At 38.1% G+C, this 18,665-nt stretch carries 21 protein-coding genes; 5 read left to right on the forward strand and 16 right to left on the reverse strand.

Annotated elements, in window-relative coordinates; genetic code table 11:
• A partial coding sequence (locus ACTQXY_RS07090) for an integrase core domain-containing protein (protein ID WP_441658914.1) occupies nucleotides 1-393 on the forward strand: 393 nt, incomplete at its 5' end.
• A 352-nt stretch (nucleotides 394-745) separates the two neighbouring features.
• On the opposite strand, the gene ACTQXY_RS07095 is transcribed toward ACTQXY_RS07090, so the two are convergent.
• From ACTQXY_RS07095 to ACTQXY_RS07120, 6 genes are all read right to left on the reverse strand, one after another.
• Nucleotides 746-976 (reverse strand): PF20097 family protein, encoded by a 231-nt coding sequence (locus ACTQXY_RS07095; RefSeq protein ID WP_441658915.1) that lies wholly within the window; start codon nucleotides 974-976, stop codon nucleotides 746-748.
• Between the two features lie 107 nt (nucleotides 977-1,083).
• Nucleotides 1,084-1,326: a hypothetical protein gene (locus ACTQXY_RS07100; RefSeq protein ID WP_441658916.1), complete on the reverse strand. Its 243-nt coding sequence runs from the start codon at nucleotides 1,324-1,326 to the stop codon at nucleotides 1,084-1,086.
• Between the two features lie 594 nt (nucleotides 1,327-1,920).
• Nucleotides 1,921-3,159: a tyrosine-type recombinase/integrase gene (locus ACTQXY_RS07105; protein ID WP_441658917.1), complete on the reverse strand. Its 1,239-nt coding sequence runs from the start codon at nucleotides 3,157-3,159 to the stop codon at nucleotides 1,921-1,923.
• A gap of 105 nt (nucleotides 3,160-3,264) precedes the next feature.
• Nucleotides 3,265-3,444 (reverse strand): helix-turn-helix domain-containing protein, encoded by a 180-nt coding sequence (locus ACTQXY_RS07110; RefSeq protein WP_441658956.1) that lies wholly within the window; start codon nucleotides 3,442-3,444, stop codon nucleotides 3,265-3,267.
• A 7-nt stretch (nucleotides 3,445-3,451) separates the two neighbouring features.
• Nucleotides 3,452-4,525 carry a replication initiation factor domain-containing protein gene (locus ACTQXY_RS07115; RefSeq protein WP_441658918.1) on the reverse strand — a complete coding sequence of 358 codons (1,074 nt, stop codon included), beginning with the start codon at nucleotides 4,523-4,525 and terminating at the stop codon, nucleotides 3,452-3,454.
• A gap of 92 nt (nucleotides 4,526-4,617) precedes the next feature.
• Nucleotides 4,618-4,947, reverse strand: a complete 330-nt coding sequence (locus ACTQXY_RS07120; protein WP_441658919.1) for a hypothetical protein — start codon at nucleotides 4,945-4,947, stop codon at nucleotides 4,618-4,620.
• A 246-nt stretch (nucleotides 4,948-5,193) separates the two neighbouring features.
• Between ACTQXY_RS07120 and ACTQXY_RS07125 the strand changes: the two genes are divergently transcribed.
• Complete coding sequence (locus ACTQXY_RS07125) at nucleotides 5,194-5,877, forward strand: helix-turn-helix domain-containing protein (protein ID WP_441658920.1); 684 nt, start codon at nucleotides 5,194-5,196, stop codon at nucleotides 5,875-5,877.
• A gap of 149 nt (nucleotides 5,878-6,026) precedes the next feature.
• Here the strand turns inward: ACTQXY_RS07125 and ACTQXY_RS07130 are convergent, their stop codons facing one another.
• The 7 genes from ACTQXY_RS07130 to ACTQXY_RS07160 all read right to left on the reverse strand — a co-directional run bounded on the left by ACTQXY_RS07130 (nucleotide 6,027) and on the right by ACTQXY_RS07160 (nucleotide 12,478).
• Nucleotides 6,027-6,401 (reverse strand): DUF3795 domain-containing protein, encoded by a 375-nt coding sequence (locus tag ACTQXY_RS07130; protein WP_441658921.1) that lies wholly within the window; start codon nucleotides 6,399-6,401, stop codon nucleotides 6,027-6,029.
• A 62-nt stretch (nucleotides 6,402-6,463) separates the two neighbouring features.
• The gene (locus ACTQXY_RS07135; RefSeq protein WP_441658922.1) at nucleotides 6,464-6,934 is read right to left on the reverse strand and encodes a GNAT family N-acetyltransferase; all 471 of its coding nucleotides are present in this window, start codon (nucleotides 6,932-6,934) and stop codon (nucleotides 6,464-6,466) included.
• 528 nt (nucleotides 6,935-7,462) lie between these two features.
• Complete coding sequence (locus tag ACTQXY_RS07140) at nucleotides 7,463-7,939, reverse strand: hypothetical protein (RefSeq protein WP_441658923.1); 477 nt, start codon at nucleotides 7,937-7,939, stop codon at nucleotides 7,463-7,465.
• A gap of 287 nt (nucleotides 7,940-8,226) precedes the next feature.
• Complete coding sequence (tsf, locus tag ACTQXY_RS07145; protein ID WP_441658924.1) at nucleotides 8,227-9,147, reverse strand: translation elongation factor Ts; 921 nt, start codon at nucleotides 9,145-9,147, stop codon at nucleotides 8,227-8,229.
• An 84-nt stretch (nucleotides 9,148-9,231) separates the two neighbouring features.
• Nucleotides 9,232-9,978 (reverse strand): 30S ribosomal protein S2, encoded by a 747-nt coding sequence (gene rpsB, locus ACTQXY_RS07150; protein ID WP_022250631.1) that lies wholly within the window; start codon nucleotides 9,976-9,978, stop codon nucleotides 9,232-9,234.
• Between the two features lie 157 nt (nucleotides 9,979-10,135).
• Nucleotides 10,136-11,314, reverse strand: a complete 1,179-nt coding sequence (locus ACTQXY_RS07155; protein ID WP_441658925.1) for an NlpC/P60 family protein — start codon at nucleotides 11,312-11,314, stop codon at nucleotides 10,136-10,138.
• A 123-nt stretch (nucleotides 11,315-11,437) separates the two neighbouring features.
• Nucleotides 11,438-12,478 (reverse strand): NlpC/P60 family protein, encoded by a 1,041-nt coding sequence (locus ACTQXY_RS07160; RefSeq protein ID WP_441658926.1) that lies wholly within the window; start codon nucleotides 12,476-12,478, stop codon nucleotides 11,438-11,440.
• 185 nt (nucleotides 12,479-12,663) lie between these two features.
• On the opposite strand from ACTQXY_RS07160, the gene ACTQXY_RS07165 reads away from it, so the two are divergent.
• The gene (locus ACTQXY_RS07165; protein ID WP_441658927.1) at nucleotides 12,664-13,032 is read left to right on the forward strand and encodes a VOC family protein; all 369 of its coding nucleotides are present in this window, start codon (nucleotides 12,664-12,666) and stop codon (nucleotides 13,030-13,032) included.
• A gap of 71 nt (nucleotides 13,033-13,103) precedes the next feature.
• Here ACTQXY_RS07165 and ACTQXY_RS07170 read toward each other — a convergent pair whose 3' ends face one another.
• From ACTQXY_RS07170 to argS, 3 genes are read right to left on the reverse strand one after another with little or no spacing between them, the layout of a single operon-like run.
• Complete coding sequence (locus tag ACTQXY_RS07170) at nucleotides 13,104-13,946, reverse strand: CPBP family glutamic-type intramembrane protease (RefSeq protein WP_441658928.1); 843 nt, start codon at nucleotides 13,944-13,946, stop codon at nucleotides 13,104-13,106.
• Entirely contained in the window at nucleotides 13,907-15,091 is a 1,185-nt protein-coding gene (locus tag ACTQXY_RS07175; protein WP_441658929.1) for an alanine--tRNA ligase-related protein, read from the reverse strand. Before ACTQXY_RS07175 ends, ACTQXY_RS07170 begins: the two co-directional genes overlap by 40 nt.
• 3 nt (nucleotides 15,092-15,094) lie before the next feature.
• A complete protein-coding gene (gene argS, locus ACTQXY_RS07180) occupies nucleotides 15,095-16,861 on the reverse strand; it encodes an arginine--tRNA ligase (RefSeq protein ID WP_441658930.1) in 1,767 nt (588 codons plus the stop codon).
• A gap of 187 nt (nucleotides 16,862-17,048) precedes the next feature.
• On the opposite strand from argS, the gene ACTQXY_RS07185 reads away from it, so the two are divergent.
• Both ACTQXY_RS07185 and ACTQXY_RS07190 read left to right on the forward strand, forming a co-directional pair.
• Nucleotides 17,049-17,684 (forward strand): flavin reductase, encoded by a 636-nt coding sequence (locus tag ACTQXY_RS07185; protein WP_441658931.1) that lies wholly within the window; start codon nucleotides 17,049-17,051, stop codon nucleotides 17,682-17,684.
• 42 nt (nucleotides 17,685-17,726) lie between these two features.
• Nucleotides 17,727-18,602 (forward strand): deoxyribonuclease IV, encoded by an 876-nt coding sequence (locus ACTQXY_RS07190; RefSeq protein WP_441658932.1) that lies wholly within the window; start codon nucleotides 17,727-17,729, stop codon nucleotides 18,600-18,602.
• Nucleotides 18,603-18,665: the final 63 nt, after the last annotated feature.

The following is an 18,665-nucleotide window of genomic DNA, read 5'->3' on the forward strand; positions in this document are numbered from 1 at the left end:
ACATTGGAAGTATCCTGCGTGATTGAAACAATAAATAAAGCAAAAGCAAGACGCGATATTGATGAGCCTTTAATTCTGCATTCAGACCGTGGGAGTCAGTATGTCTCAAAAGAATACAAACGTGTAACTGCAACCATGCAGTGTAGTTATTCTAAAAAAGCATATCCATGGGATAATGCATGTATCGAGTCATTCCATTCTCTGATCAAAAGAGAATGGCTGAATCGATTTAACATCAGAGATTACGATCATGCATATCGTTTGGTATTCGAATATTTAGAAGCATTTTACAATACCAAACGGATCCATAGTCACTGTGATTATATGTCACCAAATGATTATGAGGAGCTGTATCGTAGGCTTCAACAGAGCGAATTGCAGCTAGCAGGTTAAGATGAGGAAAAACCTCATTTTAACTTGTACTAAATCTTGACATAGGACCAAGTTTACCCGATTATCTTGTGTTCAACAGTATGTCATTCAGTAATGGGACTAATCATGATACAGAATTGCAGGTTATTGTATATCAATACTGGAATACTGATGAAGTGGTACAGAAAATCGAAACAGAACATAACCAAATCAGGGGAACTCCAACCGCACTCACAATCAATCTTTATCACTCTAAATGGTCTTTTCACAATGGATACAAGCCTTTTTATACCACTACTATCAATTATGATTAAAAAGAGAAAAGCAGACAGTCTCATCATCAAAAACTGTCTGCTATAAACTGGAAGTTATATTATTCTTTGCTGTCCATCCACATTAAAATCTTCTTACATTTAGGACAGTACCATGCAGGGCTTTCAAGAACAGAGGTTTTTACACTAATAGTTTTTCGAGTAAAAAATCCTTTTAGTCCAGCTTTTTTCTTTTCTTCATCAGAAGTAAATTCATACCAATGTCCACCACCCTGTCCAACACCTTCGACAGTTCCTTGTTCCATTTCCATTCCACAATCTAAACATTTCATATACTACTTCCTCCTACACAATTTTCAATTTTTAAATTTCTCTAACTTTCTACCTTCTTGAACGTAAGTTCAAGAAGTATCCCTCGCTCTGCTAGGTCAATTCTAATTCACATAAATCTACTTATCAAATTATATGCTGTAACTGCATAGACAAAAATTGCTACACTTGCAAATATCATAGCATCTTTCTTTGCCCCTTTATCATAACAATCCTTCGCATTTGTTAGGAGAGTTAATCCCATAAAAACAAACATGATTGGCATTGTTATATCATAAGTCACTATGTTCATCAGTCCAAGAGAAGCAAAGATAATCGTTAAAACAGTAAATATCGCTTTCCAAATACGCATACATAGTCCTCCCTTCCAAATTCCGATTTTTATCGTTCTCTTTCCCTCTTCTCGCCCTACGGACAAGAAGCATCCCTCGCTTTCAGCTCGGTCAATTCTAATTTGTATATTTCTTTTATATTACCATATTCTTTAACATCTAACACCAGTTATTTTCAAAAAAGAGGATATATTACTTTCGTAATATACCCTCAACACTCAATATCATCTGTTCCTTTCCGATAAATTAAAAACTACGCAAATTTCGCAAACTCTGTTTCGTCAAATCTCTTGACGAATTTTCCGACGAAACTTTTACGAAAATCTACCCGATATTTTATGATAGATCTTAATAATTTACGAAAGGTTCAGAACTGCTTCAATCATGCATAATTGCTTGACTTTAAGCACATTTCCAGACTTTATTCAATTTCAGATTAGCTTCCCATCTGTTTTGCCAACTTTTATTTACTGTTTTCTTAAATACCCATTTTATAAGGCTTTCTACGCTTTCCTTAATTCTGCTTTTCCTTTTTACCCAATTTCCCTTTGGGTAAAAACTTTCCATTCCCATTGAAAGCAATTTCCTCTTATTTAGCTATATTGGGTACTCTCTTATGCACACTGGGTAGAGTTTTTATTTTTCTGAACTTTCTGTTTTTCACTCACACTACCAAACTTTGCTATTTCTTCTTCAAATTTTGTTTCTGTCACATGAGTGTATATGTCAATCGTTGTACTGTAATGCTGATGTCCCATAAGCATTTGAACCACTTTAGCGTCCATTCCTTTTTCAAAGCACCTGCTACAAAATGTATGTCGGATTGCATGAGGATAAAAGTCTTTAAACTCTATCGGCTCTCTGTTTTCCTTTACCGCTTCTATTGCTTCTTGAAAATTGATTGCTTTTACTACTTTCTTAATTTCTTTTTCTGCTACATTCCGAATAACTGGACTTCCTAAAGAAGTAGTAAACACCAAATTATCAAATTCTCCGCTTGAACGCCAACGATTTCCATAGGCTTTTTTCTGCCTGTTCTGTTTTTCTTTTTGAGATAACAAAATTTCTTCTGTTTCTGCCATAAACGGAATACTTCTGTATGAATTATGTGTTTTAGGCTTTGTTAGTCGCATGGTCTTTACTCCGTTTTCATATTGACAAGATAATGACCTTTGAATATTGATACATTTCTTATTCCAGTCTATATCTTCCCATTTCAGACCACCGATTTCCCCAATCCGCATACCTGTCAGAAACATAATGTAAAACATCTCTTTATACCAGTTATGCTCTACTTCCTGCAAAAACCTTGTTTGCTCTGCCATTGATAAGAAACGTCTTTCTGCTGTTTTATTTTCCCAAGGTACATTGATTTCAAAACATGGATTGATGTCTATAATACGATTATTTTTTGCAGACTCCAAACACTCCCGAACTCTGCCTAAAGCATCTCGCATACTGGAAGACGCTCTCCCCTGCTTATTCATGTCGTTAATAACACGCTGAATATCCAAGTTCCGTATATCTGTCACTTTCATATTTCCTATTGCTTTTCCAAATGTATTATAATATTTGCTACGCATAGGGAACACGCTTGTTTCCTTGATATTAGGAATTTTATAATTTGTAAACCATTCTTCAAACCATTCGTTCAGCGTTACTTTCTGACGTTTTATATCAATATTGTTTCTTGCTTCTTCTTTTGCCTTTTCAAACAATACTTTTAATTTCTTCAAATCAACGTCATACAAGTTAATGTCTATTCCGTTTATCTTTGCTCTTGCTTCGTATCTACCGTCCTTTCTTTGACGTAAACCTGTTCCTAATTCTTTTCCTTTTAAATCTTTACCCATAATCTCTACCCTTTCTATCAATCAAATATCTTGATAAATAAAAAGGGAACTTCTGTGATTTTAACCATATACTACTATAAGTTCGCCTCCTTTTCAATCAGAACTTCAATAACTTTTTGTCTGTTGCTCTAACCATGTATCTAATAATCGTCTGTTCGCATACCACCGATACCCAATCTTCATGGAAAACGGACAGTTTCTACTTTTCAAAAGTTCTCTTGTCTTTGTTTTTCCAAGTCCAAGATACTCACTTACCTCTTTTAAATTTAATAATGCTTTTTCTATATGATGATTATCCCCTTTCCTCTAATCTTCTTGCTTTTATGTAATCATCATACAACTGCTTCTGTGTGATATTCATTTCTCCATTTTCTATGAGATTACCGATATAATCTCTCTGCTCTATCTTCCCGACCTCTGCAAACAGTTTCAAAGACGGTGCAACATACTTTTCTAACCACTCCCACACCTTTTGTAAACTTTTCTTCTGTGGTTGCATGGTAAGTTTAACCTTGCCTATGTCTTTCATCAGTTCTGCCCACGCTTGATAGGTTGGATAAAGCCTTTTTCGTGTTGTCATGCTGTCTGTCGGCTTTTCTAAAAATCGTATTTTGCTGTTCAACACTTCCATTGCCAGTCCTGCCACATCTCTGTATCTCAATAATTCCTGTACTACACTAACTGCCATTTCCTGCCGAAATCTCAATTCATATCTATTCCAATTTTCGTCTAATTCTGTTCCGTACTTTTTATTCTGCTCATATCCCTTTTCATAAAATACCAATCTCAAATTACTGGCTGAACTGCCGAGATAAAGACTGCCACCCTTACTCTGAAACACTTCCTCTTTCAATTCTCCCGAGTCATGAAAATCTACATCCCGTAGCTTTGAAGAAAGCAATCCCTCTTTTGTCCTTACAATTAAATCGGGAATACTCAAATACGGTTTTCTGTCATCTATCGCCAAATCAATCCGAGGAAAATTGATGTGATACTGACAAACTCTGTTCAAGAAATCAAACCATGTTTCCTCATTTAGTTGTAAGAAATTCTCATAATTGCGACAGCCTTTCCCACTCATTAAAATCTGAAAGCCTTGATACTGTGCATTTCCTGTCGGCTTTAACACCTTGATATTATCGAAGATTGCCACAACCTCATGTCCTGCAATCCCCTTTTCATAACCTGTTACCGTCATAAGTTCCAATGGTATTCTCAGCACATCTTCTATGACTGCTTCTAACGGAGCTTCCTTAATGGTTATCTGACACCAGTCTATCAAGGCACTTAATTCTTCTTTCTGTCGTATTACTCCCCTGTTAGTGTAGGGGAGTTCTGAAAGAAATGTTTCGTTTCTTTCTTCCAATCAGTCACACTCCTTTTCTTGCAGTAGCTTCGGCTACTGCCTTGCCCTCAACCTGTCCGTTTGGGCGGAGCAGAACGAGGGCAAGACCACTCCTACATCTGTTTATTGGCAACCGCACGAATCCCTTTACAGGTAATCTTCTCCACCAACACAGGGAAGTTTCCTCTCTGTACATAAGGGGCATAAACCGCTCCGTCCAGTTCCACCACCGCATAAGGCTCAATCTTTGGAAGTTCCGTTACTTCCAAGCGAATGTCCACGCTGTTTCCAAGTTTCATACTTCCAAGATGAAGTTTTAAGGCTTCCACTTCCTCTGTTTTCTTCTTAGTGTCTTTGTCATAGCGGTAACAGTTATCCGCACCCATGAACCGAAGTTCTCCAAAGACTTCTTTTACCTGTTCTTTTGTCAATGTAATCTGCATACATCTTCCTTTCTCCCCGTTGAACCGTTAGGACAGTCATTCTTATTTTCATGTTGTTATGACGTCATATTTATTCAGTTATTTCTGAACTTAATTGTATCATAGCACAGAATTTTCTGTTTTGCAATAGAAAGTTCAGTTTTTTATAAACTTTTTGTTTTCTTTTTTCTGAACTTATGGTATAGTGGATTTAGACGATACGATATAACAGGTTATACGAAGATATGATAAGAAAGGAATTTGAAGATGAATACAATCGCAGAACACATTAAATTTGCCATGAAAGCCAAAAACAAGAAACAGATAGATATTGTCAAAGATACAGGTATCAGCAAAGGAGCATTCAGTTCCTATCTTTCGGGGCAGTACAATCCCAAAGCCGATAAACTAGAACTAATTGCCGACTCCTTAGATGTAGATTTGCGCTGGCTTTACGGAGAAAATGTGCCTATGGAAAATACACAAAGAAATGATACTGCCTTGCAATATGTCTTTTACAACAACTCCTGCTCTGAATATCTTCTTGATGATTCAGACGATATGTATATCGCAATGATGACGCAGTATTCTGCCCTCATTCCACGCTTTTATGTTCTTGTCAACCGAAGTGGAAATGAAGTACACATACTACCATTATTTTTAAGAGAAGATAGTTCTGAATTTTATGATTGTCCGTCTGATTTTTTCCACGCAGACAGACACAGCGTTTTTACAAGAGATTTTGACAGTATCAACGTAGAACTTTCAACCGCCACGATTTACTATTACGGAATTGATACAAAGACCTATGAGCCGAAAGTTACCATGCTTTCTTACTCACAGAATGATGATTGCTTTCACACAGACAACGGAACGCAAGGCAGTCACGTAAAGGCATTTGAGAAAGAACTGACAAAAGAATCCCTCTACCTAAAACAGAACGCCCACTAACAGACAAGAGGACTTGCAAGGTTTCTGACCTTTCAAGTCCTCTGCTGTATCATGGTGCGGTTGACTACGTCCGTTCCGTCAAGGACTGCCCTACGGCGTATCGGCTTCGCCTTGTTCCTTGACAGCACTAGGTATAGGCAAACTGAGAGTTATCGTACTCCTGTCAAGATAAAATTCATTAACTGATCTACATCATCAAAATCATCATAATCTCCGTTTATGCCATCTCGATGATACACAACTCCATTTTTCTCATTTCTCTCTAAACAGTCCAAGAGCTTTTCTTCTCCATACTTTTTAGCAAATAAGTTAAAAGTGTATGGTTTAATCTTGCTCAATAATCCTTTCTTGCAAGTTTCTTCGCACTTATAACAATGCGTTAGCTCCTTTGCAATCGAACATTTTTTATTCTCGCAAAAATCATTATCTGGGCAACCGTTCGAGTCACATCCATTACAATCAGCATTTTCTGTGCATAAGCAACATGCAAGACCACATCTGGCAATTCCTAATTCTCTTCTCATTTGGACACCCCCTGCAACTTCTAATTTTCTATTTTATTCTCAACTAAACAAATCGGAATTTATCATATTGTGTACTTCATAGGGGTAAACCTTATTCCATCTATTTCCTGCTCATCAGATTGCGGCTTAAATCCTATATGAAGATAAAATGGCTTACCATATGGTGACGAATTTAAGGTAATCTCTTGCAGTGCTGGGTTATCTTTCCGAATATCTGCTAAAAGATACCGAAAAATTGAAGTAGCTACACCTCGACGATGATATTCTTTCTTGGTGAACACCAAGTTAATATGTGTTCTGTTTGAACGCATACCTATAATTCCAATCATTTTCCCTTTATCAAATGCTGCATATATTGGGCAGACACCTTGTTGACATTTTGAAATAAATTCAACATTTTCAACTATATCTCGCTTGAATGTGTCAATCCCCTCTGGTTTATAATCTGGTACTTCAAACTGTAAAAACACTTCTAATGCCAAAGCAAGGGCTTCCGTTACTTCATTACTATGTACTTTTCGTATTTCATACATACACATTTTTTCACCTCACAAATTCATATTTGTTTATTTTTTATAATATCATACTTTGTAATTATTTACACCATTATAATCACAAAAAAATAACGCAGACAATATCTCTACTATCTGCGTCATTCCTCTAATGTTTTCTTGAAATATTTACTCCATTTTCTTTCAACTTTTACTCCAAATTTACTCCATTTTAAAAATCTGTTACGATATTTTGCGGTATTCTATGATACCTTTTCTTTGAAGAAAAATGTCCGTAAACCTTGATTTCAAGCCAACTTTTCAATATTTCCAAGCACTTTATTCTGTTGTGAGAATTTCTTCTCAATTATTTCTGCACAATAATTTCATAATTTTCCTTTTTTAATGATTGTTTATCTATTACATCCACCGAAAATATTTTCTTCTCTTTTTTTTCAAACACTACATCAAAAATAATATATGTAAGTATTGCCTCTTTAATTGGTGTTAATACATTGAAATATAACATCTCATACGACTCTAAGCATATATTTTGTGTTGAAACTCTATTCAAAAAAATACTATCATATTCACCATTGATTCAGAACAAAAGTTTAAAGTAACGCAAAGAATATAAAACACACCAAACACAATATATTTTTTACTTTTATCATTTTTGCGATAAAAAAATAACACCACTATAAATAATAAATACATTGTAATACTCATGAACGCTTTAATATCTTCCATTCCTCTGAGTATCGCATTATTTTTTAAGGAAAACACAGCACAAATGTACAAGACAAACATAATCGTGAAAAATGGTAATATCAATTTTAGTAAATACCAAAAATCAAATTTATTGCCATCAAATTTTCTTTGTATACGATTTAATAACAAAGGATTCATTAGTGTACTACAAATAATCGTAGTAATAAATGATGCCAAAGATCTATCCGTCATAAAAGCCATTATAATCAATACGATATTTACTATCCAAAATATTATTTCTGCTATTATCCTTTTCACTATTAATGTCACTCCCAATCTATTCTTCTCCAAAGTTAACTTTTTAATATTCTAAAAAATGAGAGCATATCACTTACACAATATGCCCTCAATCATTCACAGCGTTCCCTTTCTATTTTAAACAACAAGCAAATTCCTCGTTAAGAGGTTGGGTAAATTTCTTTACCCAATACCCTACCCAATCTGTACCCAAAATAGCACGATATTTTGTGAGATTTTACAGTAGTTTATTACTTATCAAAATAGCGAGAAATCGCTTAAATACACTATTTCATTCGCTCTTTATCAGTCTTGCGATTGATAAATTAGTTTCCCACCTGTTTTGCTACTTCTTCAGCAAAGTTTTCTTCTTTCTTTTCTAATCCTTCACCTGTTTCGAAACGAACGAATCTCTTAACTGTTACGTTAGCACCGTTTTCTTTAGCTACTTTTTCTACATATTTAGCAACTGTTAAATCACTGTCCTGAACGTAAACCTGATCTAATAAGCAGATTTCTTTCATCTCTTTGTTCAAACGTCCGATGATCATTTTTTCAATGATGTTTTCTGGTTTTTCTGGATTTTCTGTCTTAGCCTGAGCTAATAAGATTTCTTTTTCGTGTTCGATGTAAGAAGCATCTACTTCATCACGAGATACATACTTTGGATACATAGCTGCAACCTGCATAGCTACGTTTCTTAAGCATGATTTGATTTCATCATTTACAACATCTGTATCAGCTTCTACTAATACACCGATTCTTCCGCCACCGTGGATGTAAGATACTACACAACCATCTGTTGTAACTTTTTCAAATCTTCTGATGTTTAAGTTTTCTCCGATTACAGAAATCTTTTCTGTTAAAACATCTTTTACTGTCTTAGAGTTGTCTGCTGCCCATGCTTCGCTCAAGAAAGCTTCGATATCTGTTGTCTCTGTGTTTAATGCCTGATTAGCAACTTCTTCTACGTAGCTTTGGAAATCAGCATTTTTAGCAACGAAGTCTGTCTCTGAGTTTACTTCAACGATTGCTGCTACTTTATCGTCTTTTACAACTGCTTTTACAATACCTTCTGCAGCGATTCTTCCAGCTTTTTTGTCAGCTTTTGCCTGACCATTTTTTCTTAAGTATTCGATTGCTGCATCCATATTTCCATCTGTTTCATTAAGAGCTTTTTTACAGTCCATCATTCCTGCGCCTGTCATTTCTCTTAATTCTTTTACCATTTTTGCTGTAACTGCCATGATTCATTCCTCCATAAAATTGTGTGTTCTTTTTAAAAAATGCTTCAACCTGTTCTTAAGGCTGAAGCATTCATGTTCGAAATCTTACGCTTCTTCAGCTGCTTCTACTTCTTCTGCAACTTCTTCGTATACTTCTTCAGCACCTGTTACACCTTGGTTTGCTTCGATTACAGCATCTGCCATCTTAGCAACAATTAATTTAACAGCTCTGATTGCATCATCATTACCTGGAATCACGTAATCTAATTCTTCTGGATCGCAGTTTGTATCAGCGATACCAATCAACGGAATTCCTAATGTGTGAGCTTCCTGTACACAGATTCTTTCTTTTTTCGGGTCAACCACGAAGATTGCATCTGGAGCTTTCTTCATGTCTTTGATTCCACCTAAGTTCTTTTCAAGTTTTTCCCATTCTTTTTTGATTTCGATAACTTCTTTCTTAGGTAATACGTCGAATGTTCCGTCTTCAGCCATTCTTTCGATATCTTTTAAGCGGGCGATTCTGCTCTGGATTGTTTTGAAGTTAGTCAACATTCCACCTAACCATCTCTCGTTTACGTAGAACATTCCGCAACGCTCTGCTTCTGTTTTGATTGCATCCTGTGCCTGTTTCTTTGTACCAACGAAAAGAATTGTACCACCTTCAGCTGCGATATCAGAAATTGCTTTGTAAGCTTCGTCTACTTTACCTACAGATTTCTGTAAATCGATAATGTAGATTCCGTTTCTTTCTGTGTAGATGTACTCAGCCATTTTCGGGTTCCATCTTCTTGTCTGATGTCCAAAGTGAACACCTGCTTCTAATAATTGTTTCATTGAAATAACGCTCATGTGTTTTTCCTCCATTTGGTTTTTTACTTCCATATACTTCCCGCCTTGCAACCGTTCTTTTGAGCAAAAGAATTTGGCACCTGCAAGGATAACCATATATGTGTTTTTTGCAACGCTAGTAGTATACCATATCTAAATCATGCATGGCAAGTCTTTTTTACCAATATCTTCTGATTGCCGTAATCGGCTGACTTGATCCCATATAAACACTCGCCTCTTTTACTGTCTGTCCCTCAGTCGGAGCGTGGATAACTCGCTCATTTCCTATGTATATCGCAACATGTCCCGGATAGCAGATAACATCCCCCGGCAATGCATTCGCGAGACTTCCAACGTTTTTCCCACTTCCTGCCTGCGCTGCAGACGTACGCGGAATCGAAATTCCAACTGCCTGATGGGCTCTCATGGTAAGTCCGGAACAGTCGATGCCATTATAACTTGTTCCACCATATACATACGGTGTTCCGATATAACTTCTTGCGGCTGCCACAATTGCCTGTCCAACACTTACATCACCGTTTCCTGTATTGTTATTACTGTCATTGTTGCTGCTTCCGCCGCCTGAAGTTCCAGAGTCCGGCTGGCTTGGTTTTTCTTGCGGCTGACTATTTCCGCCGCCTGAACTTCCACTGGATGTTCCTCCAGACTGGCTATTCCCAGACGGTTTATTTGACGCCACCTGTTGCTGCTGTTTTTTTGCTTCTTCTTCCGCTTTCTTCGCTGCCTCCTCCGCGGCTTTCTGTGCCGCTATCTGAAGCTGCTCATCTAAATCTGCCACTTCCGTCTTTTTTGCTTCCAATGTCTTGGATAAATTTTCTTTCTGGGTGGAAGATTCCGCCTTCAATTCTTTTAATTTATCCATGTCTTTTTCCAAACCACTTTTTAAGGAAGCTACTTCATTTTTTGTCTCTATATATTTTTCCAAATATTCTCTATCTCTGTCATGAACTGCCTGTACATATTCTGCCTGTTTTAACATCTCCGCAATACTGCCCGATTGGAAAATTTTTGTCAACATAGCACCTGTTCCATTCTCATACATGACTTTAATTCGATGTTTCATCTCTGCATACTGCTTCTTTTCTTTTTCCTGTGCAGTCTCTAAATCTGACTTCGCCTGAATGATCTCCTCCCCCTTTGTCGTCATCTGAGCATCTATGTCATTGATCTTTGTCAATATCTTTGTCAGATCTGCTTGAAGCGTGTCTACTTCTTGTTGTGCTTCCTTTTTCTGTGTCTCAAGATTGTCCACACTGTTCGGTTCTGCAAAAACCGGTGATACAGTCAAGCTGCTTGCTGTAATCGCTGATACAAGTATTTTTGTAAATTTTTTCATCTTAGTCCCTTTCTCTATTTTTTCTCCCACTATATAGTTTAATATACTATAAATACCTCCCCTTTTCAATCATTTTCTCCAAACAAAAAAGGCTATGACATAGTCATAACCCTTTCACTCCTCCTACCAGTATCTTCTGAACCAAGGTGATCCGTATACACTCGAAACTTTTACTGTCTGACCAAAGTCCGGTGCATGAATCATCTGTCCTCCGCCTATGTAAATCCCTACATGTCCAGAATAGCACACAACATCTCCAGGTAATGCGGCAGCCATATTGGCAACTGCTTTTCCACCACTTCCTTGAGATCCTGAGCTATGTGGTAAGCTTACTCCAATTGCCTTGTGCGCCATCAGCACTAGTCCTGAACAATCCACTCCGCTGTAGCTTTCACCGCCCCACACATACGGAACTCCGATAAAACTATATGCTGCATTTACAATTGCTTGTCCACCGCCAGAGTTGCTAGGCGGTACGTAATCACTGCCTCCTCCATTGGAGGTTGTTCCGGAATTCCCACGATTATCAGAGCTTGCTGCCAACGCTCGCTGTCTGTCTTGTTCTGCTTTCTGTGCAGCTTCCTGAATCTGTGCATCAAAATCATCAACTTCTGCTTTTGCTTCTTCAATCGTCGCATTCAAAGTCTCTTTTTGACTTTCAAATTCTTTTTGCTTTTTCTGCTGTTCTTTCTGATCTTCTTCCAAAGATTCTTTTAAGTCAGCAATCTTTTCTTTCGTCTCAACATAGTCTTCCAGACACTTTCTGTCTTTATCATGAACTGCCTGAACATATTCCGCTTTTTTCAGCATCTCAGCAATACTTCCTGATTCAAATACTTTTGTGAGCATAGAACCTGTTCCATTCTCATACATTATCTTGATACGAGCTTTCATCTCTTCGTATTGCGTCTTTTCTTTTTCCTCTGCCTTCTGCAGATCATCTGTTGCTTTTATGATCTCTTTTCCTGTCTGAACGAGCTCTTCCTCTAACGTATTGATCTCTGCCATCAGACTTGCCATCTCATCTTGCAATGTCTCTACTTTCTTTTCCGCCGCTTTCTTATTCTGTTTTAAATCATCGACTGAAGGTGCCGCAACAACAGAACCCACTGTGAGAGAACTTACTAGTAGAGAGGTCAATAAAGTCTTTCCAAATTTGTTCATTATTCCACCTATCCTGAATTTTTTAGTATTTTCTTTACAATCCTCATTACCCCGATTATATAACACTTCATACATTTTTGCAATATTTTTTAATAATTTTGTAATATTCATTTTCCTTTTGCCTTTTCTTCGTAATATATGATATGCTATATTTAAACAAAAAAACACATATCAGGAGGTCAATTATGAATTTTACATTCAATCACAACAACTTAAATGTATTAGATTTGGAGAAATCACTGGAATTTTACAAGAAAGCACTTGGTCTTGAAGTTGTTCGTAAAAGAGAGGCGGAGGACGGAAGCTTTATTCTCGCGTTCCTGAGCGACAAGACTTCTACTCAGAAGCTTGAACTGACATGGCTTCGTGACTGGGATCGTCCTTATAATCTTGGAGACAATGAATTTCATCTGGCATTTGAGACAGATGATTTTGATGCTGCATTCAAATACCACAAAGAGATGGAATGCGTCTGTTTTGAGAATCCGGATATGGGAATCTACTTTATTTCTGACCCAGATGGATATTGGATCGAGATCATTCCAGCCGAATAACGGCAAACGCTATAATAATCGGGAGCGCATGTTTGCTATGAACAAGCACTCCCAATTATTATTTTTCTATTTTACATATCTTTTATCAAAACAAACATGCCTGATGCCACCAGTGCACAGAGTACAGTGATAATCCCTATTCGCATCGGTTGCTCCAGCATCCACGCAAATCCGTTCAGTTCAGTCACTACACAAGCTAATATATTCATAGTCATATGCATCAAAACCGGCGCCTTTAACGAGCCGAATTTTTCATAGACATACGCCAAAAGAAGACCGCATATTGTTCCGTAAATAATCTGTACCAAATTTCCATGATACAATCCGAAAAACAGCGCAGAGTAAATCACTGCCGTAACCATCGGCATAACTTCTCTCAGGCGTTTGAAAAGCAATCCTCTAAAAATCAACTCTTCCATAATCGGAATAACAATGCCAAGACATATGATCTGTACCGGTAAAGACGGGGTGTACAGCATCTCCGACGCTTGTTTATAGCCCTCACTCACTTCTGAGAGATTACTCAAAAGCAACAAATTGTTAACCCCTAGCGCAACCGGTATACTGATTCCGACAATCAAAATATATTTTTCAAAAGCCGCTTTTTTTTGCGGTGTAACTCCATTTTCTTTTTCCAACTTGCGGTCTTTTTGAAACATCCACGCAAGAATCGGTATCGTACAAAGCGCAGCCAATGCGCTAATCTGTGTTGCGTATTTCAAAACACCATCTGTCAGCTCCACTGTCTTTTGCATCAGCTCTTCCTGGCTGGACACCGCTTGAAATGTCTCCGGATGCACAAATATCGCATACAGAAGAATCACAACTGCCTCCACCACAAATGCAACCGCCATTTTTACAATAATCGGACCGATCAGTCTCCAAATCCGCTGTCCAGGACTTCTTTGCTGCACAGTTCCACTTCCTTTCGAATTTCTTCTTCTCTTCCCTCCAAAGAACCTTGTACCATCTCTGGTTTTCCACCGCCTCTTCCGCCGAATTTTTCATTTAATCGTTTTGAAAATATTCGTGTATCACAACTTTTACTTCCAATCACATAGCGATAGCCATCTTTTTCATCTCCCGCAAATACAGCTCCAATCAAAGCACCGTTTTCTATGATAAGGTTTGTCAATTCTCTCGGCGCATTTCCCTCAAGCTCTTCCTCAAACCAAACGACTACTTTTTGGGATTGTGGAATCTGCTCCATCTTATAGACAAGAAGCTTTTGCTGAAGCTGTGAAACCTTCGCTTTTCCAGATGAAATCTCTTGCTTTAATCTGGTGACTTCTGAAAAGACTTCCTCCTCCGGTGCTGACAGCAAGACAGAAATATTTTTCACACTCTCTGCTTTCTGCTCATAATCCTGAAGCGCCCGGAATCCACAGAGCATGGAAATTCGCACGCCGCCTTTATAATTCTGCACATTCAAAAGCTTAATCAATCCAATCTCCCCAGTCTTTTTGACATGCGGTGCACAGCAGGCGCACACATCATATCCTGGTATCTCCACAATGCGCACCTGTCCTTCAATCTCAATCTTACTCCTGTAGGCAATTGCCTCTAATTCCTCTTTAGCGGGATACAACACCTTGATATCCAGATTCTTCACCACTGCTTCATTGGCTTTTCGCTCGATCACTTTTAATTCTTCTTTAGAAATGCTGCCGTTGAAATCCATTGTAATGGCATCTTTTCCCATGTGGAACCCGACATTGTCATAGCCATATACCGCATGTACAATCCCTGATACAATATGTTCTCCGGAATGCTGCTGCATCTTAGAAAACCGTTCTTCCCAATCAATCGTCCCCTGTACTGTTTTTCCTATTTCCAAAGATTGATTCGTCTTATGGTAAATGATTCCGGCTTTTTCCTGCACATCTGTCACTTTTGCATCATCCAACCTCCCGGTATCTGCGTATTGTCCCCCTCCCTCAGGAAAAAAGGCAGTTCTGTCAAGAACCACCTCATATACTTCCCCTGATTGTTCGCACGAGACAACCGTTGCGGAAAAGGTTACCATATGACTATCTTCATAAAATAACTTTTCTGTCATATCCTACATCCTTTCCGGAGCCTCAAAACCAAGCATGTCAATACATGCCTCCAATGCCCGTTTTGTAATCAGCAACAATGCGATAAATCCTGCTTTTCGGTCTTCATTCTCTTCTGAAAGAATCTTCGTCTCATGATAGAAACGATTGAATGCATTCGAAAGATCATAAATATATGCACAGATTTTATGTGGCGCAAGTTCTTCAAATGCTGTCTCAATGACATTATTAAATTTTGCAACCTCCAGCATCAATGCTTTTTCACTCTGTGTCTGCGGTTTTTTCACCTTGCACTTGGCTGCATCTTTTCCACCTTCTGCATATTTTCCAAGAATTGATTTGATACGCACAATCGTATATAAATTGTACGGTCCTGTATTTCCCTCGAACGAGATAAATCTTTCCACATCAAACACGTAATCCTTTGCAGCCTGATTTGACAAATCTCCGTATTTCATGGCAGAAAGCGCAACCATCTGTGCTGTCTTTCTCGCCTCTTCTTCGGACATCGTACGGTTCTCTGCAATTTTTTTATACATCTCCTCATTGATGTCATTGATCAGACTCTCCAGACGCATCACTCCGCCGTCTCTTGTCTTAAATGGTTTTCCGTCTTTTCCGTTCATTGTACCAAATCCAATGAACTTCAATTCCGTATTCTCATTGATGATCTTTGTCTTCTTCGCGCAACGGAATACCTGCACAAAATGCAGTTCCTGACGCTTATCTGCAAGGTAGATCACCTCATCGGGATGATACAATTTCTCACGTTCGATCAGTGTGGCAAGATCTGTCGTATCATACAATGCCGCTCCGTCAGATTTTAAGATCATACACGGCGGGATCTCTTTTGTATCGGTCTCTTCTTTGACATCTACGACAAGCGCTCCCTGATCAATATGTGCATAACCTTCTTTTTTCATATATTCTACCATCTCCGGAATATATGGCTGCGCATCTGCCTCGCCTTTCCAAAGATCAAATTCCACGTTCAATGCACCGTAATTCTTTTTTAAATCCGCAACAGAAACATTCATAATGTGTTTCCAGATTGCAGTGTATCCTCTATGCCCATTCTGCAATAAGAATGTCGCCTGCAATGCTTCTTCTTTATAATCTTCATGTTCTTTTGCGTATGCGCTCGCTGTCGGATAAATCTCTTCCAACTCGGTAATCGTAAACGGTGATTCTTCTGGATATTCTCCTTCAAATCGATCGTCAAAATATGGAAGCTCCGGTTTTCTCTTTTTCAGCTCTGTGATGACAAGTCCCATCTGGTATCCCCAATCTCCAAGATGTACATCTCCAATCATCTTATGTCCGACATATTTCCCGATTCGTTTTACACTTTCCCCAATTACCGCCGAGCGAAGATGCCCTACGTGAAGCGGCTTTGCAACATTCGCTCCGCCGTAATCCACAATGATCGTCTTCTGCTTTTTTGGTTCTTCCACACCAAGCTTCTCCTGCTCTGACATTTTTCCTAAATAAGAAGCGACAAACTCACCGTCCAGAATAATATTGATAAATCCCGGATTGACAGCCTCCACCTGCTCAATGCAAGCACTTTCTTTTAATACTTCAACGACATCATTGGCAATCATGATCGGTGCTTTCTTATAAGCTTTTGCCGCCGCCATTGCACCATTACACTGATATTCACACAAATCCGGTCTGTTTGACAATGTAACCTTTGCATATTGTTTATCATATCCTGCTTTCTCAAAGGCAGCTTCTAATTCAAATGTTAAAATATCTGCTATTTTTTTCATAGTTCCTCCTGCTTTGCATCTGCTCTACTTCGTTCATTCATATTTTTTCTTATACTTTGTTATTTTAGCACAAGGCTTTCGTTGCAACAACCATATATTTTCAAAAGATTTCTCGTCTTCCTTGCTTTTTCTAATTGATTGTGTTAAATTAATAATAATTACTAATATTATTTATGGAGGTATCATTATGAATACAAATACTTTTCACAACTTATCTTACGGAGTCTATATTATTTCTAGTTTAGATGGAAGCAGATCAACAGGATGTGTCGCCAACAGCGTCATGCAGATTACTTCCTCACCTGCTACAATTGCCGTGAGCATAAATCATGATAACTTTACAAACAGCTGTATCGAAACATCGGGAACATTTGCAATTTCTATTCTTTCCGAAGCATCCGATCCCGGATTGATTGGACGTTTTGGCTTTCAATCAGGAAGGGAAATTGACAAATTTAATGGAGTTGACGCTCTGCAAAAAGGAGAATTCTCTGTTATAGCTGATGCATGTGGATATATCGTCTGTAAAGTTATCAATAAAATGGAAACTTCGACACATACAATATTTTTAGGTGAAGTCATTGATGCTGATCTCTTAAAACCTGATTCTGCAATGACCTACGCTTACTATCACAAAATAGTCAAAGGAAAAACCCCAAAAAATTCACCAACCTATCTTCCTGAAGAAACAAATACAAAAGAAAAATGGGTCTGCAGTATCTGCGGTTATATCTATGACGGTTCTACTCCTTTTGAAGAACTTTCCAATGAGTATAAATGTCCAATATGCAAACAACCCAAAGAAAAATTTACAAAACAGTAATCTTGGTGATACAAACAGACTAATAGAAAGCGAGAAACAATTATGAAAATAGGCTCTCATGTAGGTATGAGTGGTAAAGAGATGCTGCTTGGCTCAGCAAAAGAGGCCATATCATACAACGCCAACACCTTTATGTTTTATACCGGTGCACCACAAAATACGCGCCGAAAAGATATCAGCGAATTAAACATTGACGCGGCATGGGATTATATGTCCGCTCACGGAATTGATGAAATCGTTGTGCATGCACCGTATATCATCAATCTTGGAAATACGATCAAACCGGAAACCTTTGAGCTAGCTGTAGAGTTTTTACAGCTAGAATTGGAACGAACAGAAAGTTGTAAAAGTCACACTTTGATTCTCCATCCGGGCGCACATGTAGGTGCTGGAGTAGACGCTGGAATCGCACAAATCGTAAAAGGATTAAACACAGTCCTGACCAAGGACACGAACTGTAATATTGCCTTGGAGACAATGGCAGGAAAGGGAACCGAGATCGGACGGTCTTTTGAGGAACTTGCACGCATCTACGATGGTGTTGTCCACAACGAAAAGCTGCGTGTCTGCTTTGATACCTGCCATACACATGACAGTGGCTATGATATCATTCACGATTTTGACGGAGTCATCGACCACTTTGACAAGCTCATAGGCAAAGAACAGATTGCTGTCTTTCACATTAACGACAGCAAAAATATATGCGGCGCTTCCAAGGATCGCCATGCCAACATAGGTCTCGGTGAAATCGGCTTTGATGCACTCTCCTATATCGTGCATCACAAAGACTTCGAAGCAGTGCCAAAGATTTTGGAAACCCCTTATATTCCATTCACAGAAAATCCAAAAAAATCTTTCGCACCTTATAAACACGAAATTGAAATGTTAAGAACTAAGACCTTCTCTTCTATTCTTTAACATGATTATTTTACCTTCCTCTTGACTTTCTCTTCTTCTAATTGTAATATTGTATTATATATT

Origin of the sequence: Faecalimonas sp. LCP19S3_D12 (genome assembly GCF_052121495.1) — a bacterium.
Classification (GTDB): Bacteria; Bacillota; Clostridia; order Lachnospirales; family Lachnospiraceae; genus Faecalimonas.